18 protein-coding genes are annotated in these 13,476 nt (G+C 46.0%); 5 read left to right on the plus strand and 13 right to left on the minus strand.

Annotated features, from left to right (window positions below; translation table 11 throughout):
• Positions 1-67 precede the first annotated feature (67 nt).
• Positions 68-1,312, plus strand: a complete 1,245-nt coding sequence (gene glyA / locus B7X71_RS06380) for a serine hydroxymethyltransferase (RefSeq protein ID WP_293597579.1) — start codon at positions 68-70, stop codon at positions 1,310-1,312.
• A gap of 12 nt (positions 1,313-1,324) precedes the next feature.
• Positions 1,325-1,771: a transcriptional regulator NrdR gene (gene nrdR / locus B7X71_RS06385; RefSeq protein ID WP_216273499.1), complete on the plus strand. Its 447-nt coding sequence runs from the start codon at positions 1,325-1,327 to the stop codon at positions 1,769-1,771.
• 6 nt (positions 1,772-1,777) lie between these two features.
• Here nrdR and B7X71_RS06390 read toward each other — a convergent pair whose 3' ends face one another.
• The 8 genes from B7X71_RS06390 to B7X71_RS06425 form a co-directional block, all read right to left on the minus strand.
• Positions 1,778-2,095 (minus strand): helix-turn-helix domain-containing protein, encoded by a 318-nt coding sequence (locus B7X71_RS06390; protein WP_293597578.1) that lies wholly within the window; start codon positions 2,093-2,095, stop codon positions 1,778-1,780.
• Complete coding sequence (locus B7X71_RS06395; protein WP_293597577.1) at positions 2,088-2,471, minus strand: type II toxin-antitoxin system RelE/ParE family toxin; 384 nt, start codon at positions 2,469-2,471, stop codon at positions 2,088-2,090. Before B7X71_RS06395 ends, B7X71_RS06390 begins: the two co-directional genes overlap by 8 nt.
• A 101-nt stretch (positions 2,472-2,572) precedes the next feature.
• Complete coding sequence (gene adk, locus B7X71_RS06400) at positions 2,573-3,238, minus strand: adenylate kinase (protein WP_293597576.1); 666 nt, start codon at positions 3,236-3,238, stop codon at positions 2,573-2,575.
• Positions 3,239-3,342: 104 nt separating this feature from the next.
• A complete protein-coding gene (gene kdsB, locus B7X71_RS06405; RefSeq protein WP_293597575.1) occupies positions 3,343-4,098 on the minus strand; it encodes a 3-deoxy-manno-octulosonate cytidylyltransferase in 756 nt (251 codons plus the stop codon).
• A 25-nt stretch (positions 4,099-4,123) separates the two neighbouring features.
• On the minus strand, positions 4,124-4,303 hold the full coding sequence (locus B7X71_RS06410) for a Trm112 family protein (RefSeq protein WP_216178914.1): 180 nt from the start codon (positions 4,301-4,303) through the stop codon (positions 4,124-4,126).
• A gap of 19 nt (positions 4,304-4,322) precedes the next feature.
• The gene (lpxK, locus tag B7X71_RS06415; protein ID WP_293597574.1) at positions 4,323-5,414 is read right to left on the minus strand and encodes a tetraacyldisaccharide 4'-kinase; all 1,092 of its coding nucleotides are present in this window, start codon (positions 5,412-5,414) and stop codon (positions 4,323-4,325) included.
• Between the two features lie 41 nt (positions 5,415-5,455).
• The gene (locus tag B7X71_RS06420; protein ID WP_293597573.1) at positions 5,456-5,902 is read right to left on the minus strand and encodes a biopolymer transporter ExbD; all 447 of its coding nucleotides are present in this window, start codon (positions 5,900-5,902) and stop codon (positions 5,456-5,458) included.
• The gene (locus tag B7X71_RS06425) at positions 5,899-6,525 is read right to left on the minus strand and encodes a MotA/TolQ/ExbB proton channel family protein (protein ID WP_293597572.1); all 627 of its coding nucleotides are present in this window, start codon (positions 6,523-6,525) and stop codon (positions 5,899-5,901) included. Before B7X71_RS06425 ends, B7X71_RS06420 begins: the two co-directional genes overlap by 4 nt.
• Positions 6,526-6,839: 314 nt before the next feature.
• On the opposite strand from B7X71_RS06425, the gene xseA reads away from it, so the two are divergent.
• Positions 6,840-8,060 carry an exodeoxyribonuclease VII large subunit gene (gene xseA / locus B7X71_RS06430; RefSeq protein ID WP_293597571.1) on the plus strand — a complete coding sequence of 407 codons (1,221 nt, stop codon included), beginning with the start codon at positions 6,840-6,842 and terminating at the stop codon, positions 8,058-8,060.
• Here xseA and B7X71_RS06435 read toward each other — a convergent pair.
• Together B7X71_RS06435 and B7X71_RS06440 are read right to left on the minus strand one after the other, a co-directional pair.
• A complete protein-coding gene (locus tag B7X71_RS06435) occupies positions 8,057-8,470 on the minus strand; it encodes a transcriptional regulator (protein ID WP_293597570.1) in 414 nt (137 codons plus the stop codon). The genes xseA and B7X71_RS06435 overlap by 4 nt on opposite strands.
• Positions 8,467-8,754, minus strand: a complete 288-nt coding sequence (locus B7X71_RS06440; protein ID WP_293597569.1) for a type II toxin-antitoxin system HigB family toxin — start codon at positions 8,752-8,754, stop codon at positions 8,467-8,469. Before B7X71_RS06440 ends, B7X71_RS06435 begins: the two co-directional genes overlap by 4 nt.
• A 133-nt stretch (positions 8,755-8,887) precedes the next feature.
• Here B7X71_RS06440 and B7X71_RS06445 point away from each other — a divergent pair, with 133 nt between their 5' ends.
• Positions 8,888-10,936 (plus strand): hypothetical protein, encoded by a 2,049-nt coding sequence (locus tag B7X71_RS06445; RefSeq protein ID WP_293597568.1) that lies wholly within the window; start codon positions 8,888-8,890, stop codon positions 10,934-10,936.
• A 7-nt stretch (positions 10,937-10,943) separates the two neighbouring features.
• Here B7X71_RS06445 and B7X71_RS06450 read toward each other — a convergent pair whose 3' ends face one another.
• From B7X71_RS06450 to murB, 3 genes are all read right to left on the minus strand, one after another.
• The gene (locus B7X71_RS06450) at positions 10,944-11,363 is read right to left on the minus strand and encodes a type II toxin-antitoxin system HicB family antitoxin (protein WP_293597567.1); all 420 of its coding nucleotides are present in this window, start codon (positions 11,361-11,363) and stop codon (positions 10,944-10,946) included.
• A 9-nt stretch (positions 11,364-11,372) separates the two neighbouring features.
• On the minus strand, positions 11,373-11,570 hold the full coding sequence (locus B7X71_RS06455) for a type II toxin-antitoxin system HicA family toxin (RefSeq protein ID WP_293597566.1): 198 nt from the start codon (positions 11,568-11,570) through the stop codon (positions 11,373-11,375).
• Positions 11,571-11,661: 91 nt separating this feature from the next.
• Entirely contained in the window at positions 11,662-12,708 is a 1,047-nt protein-coding gene (gene murB, locus B7X71_RS06460) for a UDP-N-acetylmuramate dehydrogenase (protein ID WP_293597565.1), read from the minus strand.
• Between the two features lie 79 nt (positions 12,709-12,787).
• On the opposite strand from murB, the gene B7X71_RS06465 reads away from it, so the two are divergent.
• Positions 12,788-13,273, plus strand: coding sequence for a YajQ family cyclic di-GMP-binding protein (locus tag B7X71_RS06465; protein WP_293597564.1), 486 nt, complete (start codon positions 12,788-12,790; stop codon positions 13,271-13,273).
• Positions 13,274-13,476: the final 203 nt, after the last annotated feature.

Below are 13,476 nucleotides of genomic sequence, written 5' to 3' on the forward strand. Positions count from 1 at the left end.
TGTATGATGTAGGTTGATTTTACTAAGTTAATTCACTCAGCAATACAACTTCATCAGGATTATGACCATGTTTGACCGCCAAAACACCTTAGCTAAAACTGACCCCGAATTGTGGGCAGCGATTCAGAATGAGAATAAGCGTCAGGAAGACCATATTGAGCTGATCGCCTCTGAGAACTACACCTCGCCAGCAGTAATGCAGGCACAGGGCTCTCAGTTGACCAATAAGTACGCTGAAGGTTATCCAGGTAAGCGTTATTACGGCGGTTGCGAGTTTGTCGACGTCGCTGAGCAATTGGCGATTGATCGCGTTAAGGCCTTGTTCGGTGCTGAAGCAGCTAACGTACAACCTCATTGCGGCGCCTCTGCTAACCAAGCGGTGTTCTTGGCTTTCTTGAAGCCGGGCGACACATTCATGGGTATGAGCTTGGCTGAAGGTGGCCACCTGACTCACGGTATGGCTCTCAATATGAGTGGTAAGTGGTTTAACCCAATTGCTTACGGCTTAGATAAAAATGAAGAAATTGACTACGAGCAGATGGAGCGCTTGGCTCGTGAGCACAAACCAAAATTGATTATTGCTGGCGCCTCTGCTTATTCCAGGAAGATTGATTTCGAGCGCATCGGTAAATTAGCAAAAGAAGTGGGCGCGATTTTCATGGTGGACATGGCTCACTACGCGGGCTTGGTGGCTGCAGGCGTTTATCCAAACCCAGTGCCACATGCTGACATTGTGACCTCCACAACGCACAAGAGTTTGCGTGGTCCTCGCGGCGGCATCATCTTGATGAAAGCTGAGCACGAGAAAGCAATTAACTCTGCGGTATTCCCTGGCCTACAAGGCGGTCCTTTGATGCACGTGATTGCTGGTAAGGCGGCAGCGTTTAAAGAAGCGCAAGAGTCTGGCTTTATTGATTATCAAAAGCAGGTCGTTGCTAACGCCAAAGCCTTAGCAGAGACATTAATTGCTCGCGGCCTGCGCATTGTTTCTGGCGGCACAGACTCTCACGTGATGTTGGTGGACTTGCGTGCCAAGAAAATGACCGGTAAAGAAGCTGAGCGTGTATTGGGCGAAGCGCACATTACTTGCAACAAGAATGGCATTCCAAACGATCCAGAAAAACCAATGGTAACGAGTGGTATTCGTTTGGGTTCACCAGCAATGACAACGCGTGGCTTTAAAGAAGCAGAAGCACGTCAAGTTGGTAATTTCATTGCAGACGTTTTGGACAACCCAAATGATGCTGACAATATTGCCAAGGTTCGTGCGCAAGTTGCTGAGTTGACCAAGCGTTTTCCAGTTTACGGCTAAAGAAAGCTCTCATTGCGCTGCCCTTTCTGCCACAACGACGATACCCAGGTTTTAGATACCCGGGTATCGGATGAGGGCGATACGATTCGCCGTCGTCGCCGTTGTGCAAAATGCGATAAACGATTTACTACCTATGAACGTGTAGAGCTGGTGTTGCCGGCAATCGTTAAGAAGAACGGTAGTCGTGTTGACTACAGTCATGACAAGCTGGCTAGCTCAATTAAGTTGGCCTTACGCAAGCGCCCAGTCTCTTCAGACTCGGTTGATGAGTCCATTGCACGCATTGAAGAAAAGTTACTCAGCTTAGGCGAAAAAGAAATCCCCAGTGAGCGCGTTGGTGAGTTGGTGATGCGTGAGCTCAAGCGCCTGGACAAAGTGGCTTACATTCGCTTCGCCTCAGTCTATAGAAGCTTTGCAGATATTGAATCTTTCGAGAGTGCACTCAAAGAGTTGAAGTAATTCCCCTTACAAAATAACTTCTAATCCTTTTCTCTCGATTAAGGATAAAAGCTTTAAAGATGTTCCGCTAGGCTTTTTATCTCCTGCCTCCCATTTCTGTATTGTGGATAGACTGGTATTGATTGCCAAGGCAAAAACAGCCTGACTTAAATGGGTTTTACTCCGAAGTTGCTTAATCCGCTTGGCCGTCATTGGTTTTACTTCTAGATGCCGCAAAGCCTCGAATTCTTCCATGCTTTTTTTAGTAATGACACCAGCCTTATGAAGGCCCTTTACGGTATCCGTCATCTCTTCAATAATTCGACTTTTTGTTTTATTAAGCATTATCTGTTAACTCCCTTAGTTCTCCAGCAAGGATTGCTTCTTCGATATCTTTATCCGTTAGGTGTAGCAGTCTTTTTGCTGCACCTTGCAAATGAACCAGCTCATCATCATTGATGTTATCTTTTTCATTTTTTAAGAAGCCAAAAATAAAAAACCATCTCCTAAAAATTTTTCCAGCTACCAGCGTTCTTGCCCCCGCTCTCTTACCCATACCTGGCAGGGCAATTCTTTTCTTAAATACATTTCCTCCAAGATCTGCATCAACGAGGCCTGCCTCCATTTCCGCAACTGCGAAGAGCAGATCTTCATCTTTTAAGTCAGATTTTCGCATCCACTTACTAAAAGTTTTTGTCTTGAAGGTACGTTTTTTGGTCATAAAAAACTATACCACTAAGTACGTTAGTTAAATAATACCCCTTTTCCTGACAAAGAAAAAGGGGCTGCAAAAGCAGCCCCTTGAACTGGTAAAAATGAAAGTTATTTCAATACTGCAAAAATAGAAGCAGTAATGTCATCAACACTACCGGTGCCACTGACCTTGCGATAGGCCGGAGCCTTTACTTTGTCAGCTGCGTTACTTTGCGTTGCCCAAGTTGAGTAGTACTCCACCAGTGGACGAGTCTGATCGTTGTATACCTGCAAACGCTTGCGAACAGTTTCTTCTTTATCGTCATCACGCTGAATCAAGGCTTCACCAGTAAGGTCATCTTTACCTTCCACTTTTGGTGGGTTGAAGGTGACGTGATAAGTACGACCTGAGGCAGGGTGAACACGGCGACCACTCATACGATCGATGATGGCATCAAACGGGACATCGATTTCTAAAACGTAATCGATTGGTACGCCAGCATCTTTCATGGCTTGTGCTTGGGGGATGGTCCTTGGGAAACCGTCAAACAAGTAACCCTTGCTGCAATCAGGTTGAGTTAAGCGATCTTTTACTAAGCCAATGATGATGTCGTCGGAAACAAGGCCGCCGGCATCCATGATTTTTTTAGCAGCAATGCCGAGTTCAGTTCCAGCCTTAACAGCAGCGCGCAGCATATCGCCCGTTGAGATTTGTGGAATTGCAAATTTTTCGCAAATAAACTGAGCTTGTGTGCCTTTGCCAGCACCTGGTGCACCGAGCAGAATTAACCGCATTGTTTTCCCCTTAGAAGACCCTCATTGTCCCGTATTTTTTCGGGATCCTTTGTAACCAATTCCTAGGATTATCCCCGAGAATCTCAGGGCAACCAGATTCTGGGCTAGTTGGCCAAGATGCGCCGTACCCGCTCAAGGTCTTCGGTTGTGTCAATTCCAGCTGGCGGAGCCTTGCTGGCAGTGTGGACGGCAATACGATAGCCATTCCAGAGGGCGCGGAGCTGCTCCAAGGCCTCTGCTTGCTCTGGAGGTGCTGGCTCAAGGCGGCTATAGGCCTGCAGAAAGTCAGCGCGATAGGCGTAGATACCTAAATGACGTAAATAGACCACATTGGAAGTTATGTCTAGGTCGCGTACAAACGGAATGGTGGCTCTAGAGAAGTAGAGCGCCTCATTAGAGCGGTTGAGGACTACTTTGACTACATTGGGGTTAGTAATTTCTGCAGCATCAACAATGGGTACGGCTACAGTCGAAATCGCACATGCGGCATTGTCGGCCAAAGTTTGAGCAACCTGATTGATTAATTCTGGAGGAATGAGGGGCTCATCACCTTGCACGTTCACAATCAAAGTATCTGCTGGCAGTTTTAATAGTTGAGCTACCTCTGCAATCCTATCCGTACCGGTAGGATGATCTGCACTAGTTAACAAACACTCGATACGATGTTCATCACACGCTGCTTGAATTTCTGTTGAGTCGGTTGCGACAACTACGCTGTGGGCATTGGATTGCTGCGCACGCTCAGCCACACGGATCACCATCGGCTTGCCACCAATATCGACCAGCGGCTTACGCGGCAAGCGAGTAGATCCCAGTCTTGCAGGAATCACTACCAAAAATTCGGGAGGCTTAACGCTCATGAGCTGGATTTCACCTGATTAATACTTAATTGATTTCATCAGCAGAAAGACTGCGTGCTTCATCAACAATCATGACAGGAATGTCATTACGAATGGGGTAGGCCAAGCGATCTGCTTTACAGATGAGCTCATGTTTTTCTGCATCCAAGTGCAAAGTGCTTTTGCACAAAGGGCAGACCAAAATCTCTAATAAACGCTTATCCATGTTTGCTCTTTGCTATTTCTTATAAAGTGTATTGATTTGGATCGGGTCTTTGCAAGATCGATTGCAGCCATTCTGCCAATGTATTGGGAATCTCTAAATGCATTGGAACTACCCAAATGCGTTCATCCTGAATTGAGGTACATTTTACGGCATCCTTCTCTGTAATCAGGATGCACTCGGCATTGATATTAGAGAAAAATTCTGGGGTGTAGCTTGCGTGATCAGCCAAACTAATGCATTTACCTGCAATCCCCTGTTTTAGTAAATCATCAAAAAAGCGTTGTGGATTACCAATTGCAGCTACAGCAGTAATCTTGTTTGGAAGATAGGCGTCTGCAATGGAGGATAAGGACTGTGTATTACTTGGATGATTTAGTTGATAGGGCGTGCCCAGTTGACTACTTAGCGTGAAAGCACGTCGCCCTAAAAAATATTCATCAATGTGATTGGAAGGCGATATAGCCCCAGTTATTAAAGTGGCATCTCGCTCGCGTGATGCAGGCTCACGTAATGGGCCGGCAGGCAGCAAGAAGCCATTGCCTTCGCCTCGTTGATCACGCACTACAAATTCAATATCACGACCCCCTTCGCGAGCAGGCCAGCGTAGCAAGCTTCGATGCTGTAAGCCATCATCACTGATGATGACGTTCACCGAGGGATCCTGTTTTAGCAAAGACTCAATGCTAAGGGTTCGTTTGGGGTGAACCCAAATCGGAAACTGGTTATCTGTGCGCTTTGCAATTAATACAGGTTCATCGCCAACTTCCCCAGGATTGGAATCACTATTGACTTGGCGGGGTCGGCTTGATGCAGTAGCGCCATAACCTCTACTAATAATTCCAGGCTTCCAACCCATACGCGCGAGTCGCTCTGCCAATGCAATGACAATCGGCGTCTTGCCAGTACCGCCCACGCGGATATTGCCAACAATGATGATGGGTACTACTTGTGGTTTGCGCCTGCCTAAATTGAACTCATTGAGCAGATCTAAGACTTGGTTTACCCAACCGTACACCTTAGATAACGGCCAAAGCACCAGACTTGTTGGTCCGCGTCTTTCCCAAAACCGGGGGGCTTTATTGAAGAAAGAAGATTTTTTTGACGATGACATTAAAGGCGACTCGTTGGGCTCAATGTTTCTGGTGTGTTGAATTATTTCTTCTTGGTCTGACTGCTAAACACAATATTAGATAGGTTAGCATCACGCGCTGCCTCTAAAGCGCTCATGACTGCCTGGTGGGGAGCTTTAGCATCCGCATCGATATTGACTTGGATGGCATTGTCTTGGTTGAGTGTATTAAGGTTATTGCTCAATTGACTTCGGTTAGTTACTTTGCCATTAATAGCAAAGCGCCCATCACGACTGACTGCAATATGAATTTGCTTCACCTCCGATTGACTTGCTGAGCCATTCGCAGTAGGTAGGGTGATGGCTAATTCTTGGTAGCGGGTAAATGTGGTGGAGATCATTAGAAAGATCAGCACCACCAGCAGCACATCAATAAAGGGAATGAGATTAATTTCGGGCTCTACCGGAGCTGAACGTATCCCCAGTGAAAATTGGCCTCGATATTGAAGCTTATTTTCTAACCAACTCATTTTGTATCCGCAGAATGTGGATAGAGTTTTTTAAATAATTGACGAGTAAATTCTTCGCACTCATGCTGGCGTTGATTGGCCATAGCGCGTAGACCACGCCATGCAGCTAAAGCGGGAATGGCAATGAGCAATCCAAAGGCGGTGTTGTACAAGGCAATAGAAATGCCATGCGCTAGTTGTTGAGGGCTACCGACACCTTGACTACCAAAGATTTCAATCATGCCTACGACTGTGCCAAACAGCCCCAGCAAGGGGGCAACAGTGGCGATGGTGGCTAGGGCGCCCAAGTAGCGATCCAGCTTGAACCAGGTGGATTGGGCGCTCGCTTGCAGCTCTTCTAGTGCGCAATCAGCAGGACTACCTGCGACTTTTTCGCGAAGGATGCAGGTAAATAGAGGGGTTATTGGAGAGAGTTGGCCAATAGCGCCAATTTCTGCTTCAGAAACCGCTTTTTGCTGAGAAATGGCATTTGCCACCCCAAACACCCTTTCTAGGCTGTCTTTGGGAAATAGATGAATTTGGCGTAGATACCAGGCCCGTTCGATTGCGATGGCAAGTCCAATAATGGAGATGATGAGAAGGGGCCAGATGGGCCAACCAGCAGACAGTAAGATTGAGTACATATGCTCAGTACTTTAGCTGAATTAAAAACTGAGTTTCTGAAAGCGAGCCTGTGGATAACTCTGTGCAAAACTTTTTATAGAACGCTTTGTAAGTCCTTGATTGATGGTGAAGCCCATTCATTTTGACTTCATTGTCTCAACATGGAGTGTAATAATTTGTGTTATAAATCAATTAGATAGGGGCTATCTTTTGGTTTTATGAGACGTATTGGGTCAGTAATTACTTACTTAAAGGGCTTAGACCTAGAGCAAATAGGCTTCTGTGGATATTTATTGACCGCCAGGCCTGATGCTTGTGTAGAAAAAGAGAAAAAATGTCGGAAATATCAAGAGAAATCCTCAGTGTTGGCGATCTAAACCGTGCCATTGCAAGCTCCTTGGAGGAGCGCTTCGATACCGTTTGGGTCAGCGGGGAGATTTCCAATTTCAAGGCTTATGACAGCGGGCACTGGTACTTCTCTTTGAAGGATGAGGAAGGCCAGATCCGTTGCGTCATGTTCCGAGGTCGTAATGGCCAGGTTGGCTTTATGCCGCAATCGGGAGATTTGGTAGAGGTCGCCGCCAATCTCGGGTTTTACGTACCGCGTGGCGATATTCAGCTGACGGTGCAAAGTATGCGTCGAGCTGGTGTGGGTGGTCTTTATGAGGCCTTCCTCAAACTGAAAGCCAAACTAGCAAAAGAGGGTCTTTTTGATTCGGACCGCAAGCGTGAGATCCCTAGTCATCCTAGGGCGATTGGCATCATCACATCACCTCAAGCGGCTGCCTTAAAAGATGTACTCAGTACCTTAGCTAGAAGAGCGCCACATATTCCGATTGTGATTTACCCAACGCTAGTGCAGGGACCTGAAGCTCCAACTGGAATTATTTCTGCCCTTAAAGCAGCTGAAAAAGAAAATGCGGTCGATGTCATTTTGCTGGTTCGGGGTGGGGGAAGTATTGAGGATCTTTGGGCGTTCAATGATGAGCAGTTGGCATACGCTATCTCGCAATCACCAATCCCCATTGTGAGTGGCGTTGGTCATGAAACCGATGTGACGATTGCCGACTTTGTTGCCGACTTGCGTGCACCTACGCCTACTGGAGCAGCAGAGTTGGCTGCACCACGTCGCGATCAAATGCTGCAAGAGTTAGATGCCATCATGCAAGCGCTTTTACAAAGAGTGAATCAACGCGTTGAACGCGAAGCGCAAACCTTGGATCAACTAGCACTCAGATTGAGTCATGCCTTGCCCAATCCTGATCGCATGCGCGAGCAAATGAATAGCTGGCAACAACGACTCAATCAGGCTTGGCTTGTCAGAATGGAAGCTTGGAAGCGCAATCAAGGTCACTACCAATCCCAACTAGAGATGCTTAACCCACAAAGAACGCTAGAGCGTGGCTATGCAGTTATTTTGAGCAAGGAAGCACAGGGGATGCATGCTGTGCGCAAGCCCAGTGAGCTCAATACCAAAGAGGCCTTCCAGGTGCGCTTGGCAGAAGGTCAGGTAGAGGTGGAGTTTTCTAAGCTTAAGATTGATCAATCTGCTTAATAAGCACGCTCAAAAAATACCCCAGCCGGAATCTTGAAGCGCTTTGCCAAAGAATTAATTTGTCGCACATTGAGTTGACGCGTTCCAGAAAGAATTTGTGAAACAACACTTTGATTTCCTACCTCAGGTAAATCAGATTGTTTAAGTTGATGTTGTTTCATTAAAAATGACAGCAGTGCTTGAGGTTTTGCATCCGGAACATCGTAATACTCTAAGTCATAAGCTCGTATTAATTCACTGGCAATCTCAAGTAGGTCTAATAGAGGATGCTTCTTAGAGGCGCCAATCACATCGGTCAACATGTCCGCAAGCCCAACCATTTTTTGATATTGTTTTTCAGAGTGAATGGGGCTGAGATCAACAGTTTTCGATAACGCTTCCCAAGCTTTTTGTAAGTCATTTAAGTTCATTTTTTCCACCCATCTTTGTCATAGTCTTTGTGGGTCAACACAGCCTTGATGTAGCAGAGCTGCCTTTCAAACTGTAGGAATGCCACTAGACGGTACTTATTGCCGCATATATTGAATACATATAAGTCTCTAACCTGATCAACCGAGTTAAAAACCGTTTTTACCTCTGAGAAGTTCTTAAAAAAGCCAAATTCCATGAGTTTTCGCCACGCCTGAAGGGGTTCACTTGAATCACGATGTTTAGTGGAAAACTCTACTAGGCGACGATTGGTGATAACTCTCATATAAGTATGATATTGCAAATTGCAATAAATTGCTATTAGCATAAAGGCCCAAAATAATTAGGATTATTTTCAAATGAAATTGTTTGGCTATATTTCATTTGATGTTTTGATACTTTTTCTGTACAAACAAGCCATGACCAAATTGAGAACTTTTTACTTGCTAGTGGCTGCGATCCTCAGCATTGTTGTGCTTAGCTCCTGTTCTGATAGCTCCACCCCCAATACTGTCGTTGTCAATGGCACAGTAAGCTCGGGCGGAAGTGCGCCTGCGGTCGCGATAGCGGGTGCAACAGTATCGATATACCAGGCACAAACGGGCGCGCCTAAATTGTTAGTGCAGGCTACGACAGATGGCTCTGGAAACTTTACAGCTAAGGTGCCGGTCAGCACCACCAATACCAGCAGCAATCCAGCTTTGTACTACGCCGTGGCAACTATGTCATCCAACATTCAGTTGATAGCAAGTTTGGGGAGCGGACCTTTGAGTGCCGTCAAGATTAATGACTTAACGACAGTAGCTACAGCTTATGCGTTCGCCCAATTTTTACAAAGTGATTTGTCGATAACAGGTTCTGCAATCCCATTAAGCATTGCTGCGGGTATGGCTGAGAATCTGGTGGCTGCAGAGTCTGGGTCTGCTTCGGTGGTGATTCAAACATCACCTAATGCTTATGAGACTAATACTTGGAGTGCGCTTGGCTCACTCGCAAATAAATTGGGTGCTTGTACTCAAGGTTTGAATAATGCCTGCACCGCTTTGTTTGCTGCAACGCCCGCATCCAACGCGGCAATCCCAAGCAATACCTTGCAAGCAGTCTTCAATATTGCACGCAATCCTGCTAATAATGTCAGTGCTATTTTTAATTTGGTGAATGCCACCAATGCTTATTCCCCGGCGTTGACCTTAGATCAGGGCCCGAGTTCAAGTGTTGCACGTGAAAAGCTGGATGCTTGGACGATGGCTGTGAAGGTCAATAACAGCGGTAATTCCAATTGTCCTTTTGGCGGTCCTGCCAATGTGGCATTTGATGCCAATGGTTACGCTTGGATTAATAACAATGTCATTCAGGGTACGCCTAACTCGTCCAATTGCTTGATGGTGCTGCAACCAAACGGTAAGCCCTCTACAGGCTTGGCTAATACGCCACTTTCACCCATTACGGGTGGTGGCATCTTAGGTTCGGGTTTCGGAATAGCCATTGATACCTTGGGTAATATTTGGTCGGGTAACTTTGGTTGGGGAAACAACATACCAAGCATTGGAAGCGTCACTAAACTTTCTTCTCGTGGCGTTCCTATTTCTCCATCCACGGGTTACACCAGCAGTCTTTTGCAGGTGCAAGGTATAGCGGTAGATCAATCCAATAACGTGTGGATGGCTAGTTATGGCAATAACCAAGTAGTGGTTTATCGCAACGGCGATTCTAGTAGTGTTGCCACTTATTCCAATGGTGTTTCTCAACCGTTTGGCATGGCTATCGCTCCAGACGGAACTGCCTGGGTAACTTATAGAGGTACTGGTAAGCTTGCAAAGCTGCAGATGATTAATGGCGTGATTTCAAATGTATTCACAGTCAATCTGCCTGGGTATAACAATACTGTTGCTCTGAGTAATAGCCGCCCCAAGGGTATTGCGGTCGATTCTCTAGGCAATGCATGGGTAGTTGATGGTGAGGCTTCCACTGTTTATGCAATTAACTCCAGTGGTGCAATTATTGGCACTTATACAGGTCAGGCTATTAATGGGCCATGGGGTGTCTCGATTGATGCCAAGGGCAATCCTTGGATTGCTAACTTTGGCTCAGCTTCACCAAGTACTCGTTATAGCGTCGTGCAATTGTGTGGGGCAACCGGCAATTGTCCTGTTGGGCTTGCAATGGGGGATCCCATTTCTCCGAGCAGTGGCTATTCACTTCCATCGGCTGGTAGTCAGGTCTTATTAAACTCTGGCGCGCCTTTGTATGGATCTGGTGGTGCACCATCCTTCTTGCCTTTAATGCGACTGACATCAGTCAATGCTGACATGGCAGGAAATATTTGGGCTGCTAATAACTGGAAGCCAAGTGCTTACATCGATGCTATATCAAGCGACCCTAATCCCGGTGGCGACGGGATGGTAATCTTTGTCGGGCTAGCTGCGCCAACGAAGGCGCCGACATTGGGGCCAGCCCAGTCCCCATAATGAAATATTAAGCTGCTACAGTAACTTCGATATGACGTCCCAATACTTTTGCTGCAGCTTCAATTTGATCAAATCTTGAAGAGTGTTTTAAGTCAAACAATCGATCAATCTGAGGCATGTGCCAGCCAAGTCGACGGGCTAGTTCAGATTTTTTGATGCCTTGATCAAACATCGCCTGATAAACCCCCAGTTTTGCGCATTCAAGTGCAGATGGTGAGACAAATTTTTGACCCTTCTTGATTCTACTGGGCTTGGGCAACCCCTTTCGAGCGTCTACATAAAACGATAGCCCAGTTTCAAGCGCATCTACTGCGTTCAGTAGAGCTTCATCTTCATTTTTTCCAAATGTAATAGCTTCTGGCACGTCTTTAAATGTAACCAAAATATTTCGACCATCTTTACTGAGTGTTGCTGGGTACTTAAACATATCCCCTCCTTATTTCAATCCTAGTTGGCGTTTAATGACAGCTTCAAGGCCTTTGCCTAGCTCTGATGTGCCATGCATTGGTAGTGTTGATTGCCGGCCACCTAAAAACACTTTTAAATGAGATCCTTTTCCGACTTGAAAGCTTGCCCCTCGTTCTTCAAGCCATTTTTTCATCTGTTGTGTTTTTTCTAGGCGAATAAAATTCATTAAGCAATTAAATTGCTGACTAAGTTCTATTATCGAGAAGCAAATTACCCTTTAAGGAATAAAGGGTTAGGGGGATGGCCTTTAAAAAAGACTAGAAAATATTGGGTTCAATCTCTAGCTCAACGCCAAATACATCTTGTACTTTGTCTTGAATAGATTGGGCCAGAGCCAGAATATCTTTAGCTGTGCCGCCGCCATGATTGACTAGCACCAAGGCTTGGTTTTGATAAACGCCGACAGGTCCCATGGTTTTACCTTTAAACCCGCACTGATCGATTAGCCAGCCAGCAGCGAGCTTACGCATACCCGTCTGATCTGGATAAGAAACAATCTCTGGAAACTGCTTTCGTAGGTTTTCAAACTTTGCGTTTGCTACTACCGGGTTTTGGAAAAAGCTTCCCGCGTTACCAATGACTTTGGGGTCTGGCAATTTATGAGTACGGATTGCACAGACCGCTTTGAAGATATTCTGAGCGCTGACACTTTCTTTATTTTTACTATCGATAAATTGTTTTGCTAGATCGGCATAGTGAATGCGTGCTATCCAAGCTTTGGGGATTTTAAAAACGACCTTTGTCACGATATATTGTTGGGGATGTTGCTTAAAGTAGCTATCGCGATAGGCAAAGTGGCATGCGTCTTTGGGCAGAGTGACAAAGGCATGGGCCCCAGTATCGAAAGCTTCGATGTTATCGATATAGTCAGCAACTTCCACTCCATAGGCCCCAATATTTTGTATTGGTGCTGCGCCCACTGTTCCTGGAATAAGTGCGAGGTTTTCTAGGCCAGGTACATTTTGTTCCAATGTCCAGGCTACGAGTTCATGCCAATTGACCCCTGCACCTACGGCAATGAAGGTGTTGCCCTCATCAACCCGCAGGATTTCCTGTCCAGGAATATTCATTAGCAGGGTTACTCCAGGCAGGCTGCTTGGAAGGATGACGTTGCTACCTCCGCCTAGAACTCGCCAAGACAAGTTTTTCCCCTGAATATCTGCAACTAGAGCGGGGAGTTGTTCTGCGGCAGTAATTTCATAGGCTAGCTCCGCATAAACCTCAAAGCCAAAGGTATTGCGGTGTTTGAGCCCCATATTGGGAGTCAATTTTGGCGAGAGAGGCGCATTTTGTGCGGAGTTCATGCCACAATCTTATTCGCAATCGCATTTGCCTCGGCAAAGTGCCCAACAAGATTACCAAGATACGACCTAAGGAGTTGATATGCCAACATTTGACGTAGTTTGCGAGCCAGACATGATTGAGTTGAAAAACGCAGTCGAGCAATCTAATAAAGAGATTACCAACCGCTTTGATTTCAAAGGCTCTGATAGCCGTGTAGAGCAAAAAGATGAGACTCTCATCCTCTTTGGCGATGATGATTTCAAATTAGGCCAAGTTCGTGATGTCTTGATTAGTAAGATGGCTAAGCGCAACGTGGATGTGCGTTATCTCAAGGACGACAAAACAGAAACGATTGGCAGTGATAAGCGCAAGCAGACCATGAAGATCCAGAAGGGCATTACTTCAGAGCTCGCTAAAAAAGTGGTGCGCATCATCAAAGATAGTAAGGTTAAAGTACAGGCCAGCATCCAAGGTGACGCAGTGCGGGTTACTGGTGCTAAGCGTGATGACTTGCAAGAAACCATGGCTTTACTCAAGAAAGAAGTTACTGAGGCGCCATTAGGTTTCAACAATTTCCGTGATTAAGTCCAGGTTGGGCACTTGCAAACTCATCCCTCAGTTTGCAAGTGAGACGGTTGAACCTGCCTTTTAGGAAAGCTGCGAAAGCCTCTATTACTTTGATTTTTCAAAGGCCTGGGGTTGATATCAAAAACTATCATCCCTGGATGTGGCCATAAAAAGTTCCTTTTAGGAACCTATTGGTCTATAATGGGATCATCCTAAGGGGG

The sequence above is a fragment of the Polynucleobacter sp. 39-46-10 genome, assembly GCF_002282275.1.

Bases quoted from the DNA above. Each gene is read 5' to 3' on its own strand.
- glyA (WP_293597579.1), top strand. From the start codon at position 68: ATGTTTGACCGCCAAAACACCTTAGCTAAAACTGACCCCGAATTGTGG.
- B7X71_RS06390 (WP_293597578.1), bottom strand. From the start codon at position 2,095: ATGCTTAATAAAACAAAAAGTCGAATTATTGAAGAGATGACGGATACC.
- B7X71_RS06395 (WP_293597577.1), bottom strand. From the start codon at position 2,471: ATGACCAAAAAACGTACCTTCAAGACAAAAACTTTTAGTAAGTGGATG.
- adk (WP_293597576.1), bottom strand. From the start codon at position 3,238: ATGCGGTTAATTCTGCTCGGTGCACCAGGTGCTGGCAAAGGCACACAA.
- kdsB (WP_293597575.1), bottom strand. From the start codon at position 4,098: ATGAGCGTTAAGCCTCCCGAATTTTTGGTAGTGATTCCTGCAAGACTG.
- B7X71_RS06410 (WP_216178914.1), bottom strand. From the start codon at position 4,303: ATGGATAAGCGTTTATTAGAGATTTTGGTCTGCCCTTTGTGCAAAAGC.
- lpxK (WP_293597574.1), bottom strand. From the start codon at position 5,414: ATGTCATCGTCAAAAAAATCTTCTTTCTTCAATAAAGCCCCCCGGTTT.
- B7X71_RS06420 (WP_293597573.1), bottom strand. From the start codon at position 5,902: ATGAGTTGGTTAGAAAATAAGCTTCAATATCGAGGCCAATTTTCACTG.
- B7X71_RS06425 (WP_293597572.1), bottom strand. From the start codon at position 6,525: ATGTACTCAATCTTACTGTCTGCTGGTTGGCCCATCTGGCCCCTTCTC.
- xseA (WP_293597571.1), top strand. From the start codon at position 6,840: ATGTCGGAAATATCAAGAGAAATCCTCAGTGTTGGCGATCTAAACCGT.
- B7X71_RS06435 (WP_293597570.1), bottom strand. From the start codon at position 8,470: ATGAACTTAAATGACTTACAAAAAGCTTGGGAAGCGTTATCGAAAACT.
- B7X71_RS06440 (WP_293597569.1), bottom strand. From the start codon at position 8,754: ATGAGAGTTATCACCAATCGTCGCCTAGTAGAGTTTTCCACTAAACAT.
- B7X71_RS06445 (WP_293597568.1), top strand. From the start codon at position 8,888: ATGACCAAATTGAGAACTTTTTACTTGCTAGTGGCTGCGATCCTCAGC.
- B7X71_RS06450 (WP_293597567.1), bottom strand. From the start codon at position 11,363: ATGTTTAAGTACCCAGCAACACTCAGTAAAGATGGTCGAAATATTTTG.
- B7X71_RS06455 (WP_293597566.1), bottom strand. From the start codon at position 11,570: ATGAATTTTATTCGCCTAGAAAAAACACAACAGATGAAAAAATGGCTT.
- murB (WP_293597565.1), bottom strand. From the start codon at position 12,708: ATGAACTCCGCACAAAATGCGCCTCTCTCGCCAAAATTGACTCCCAAT.
- B7X71_RS06465 (WP_293597564.1), top strand. From the start codon at position 12,788: ATGCCAACATTTGACGTAGTTTGCGAGCCAGACATGATTGAGTTGAAA.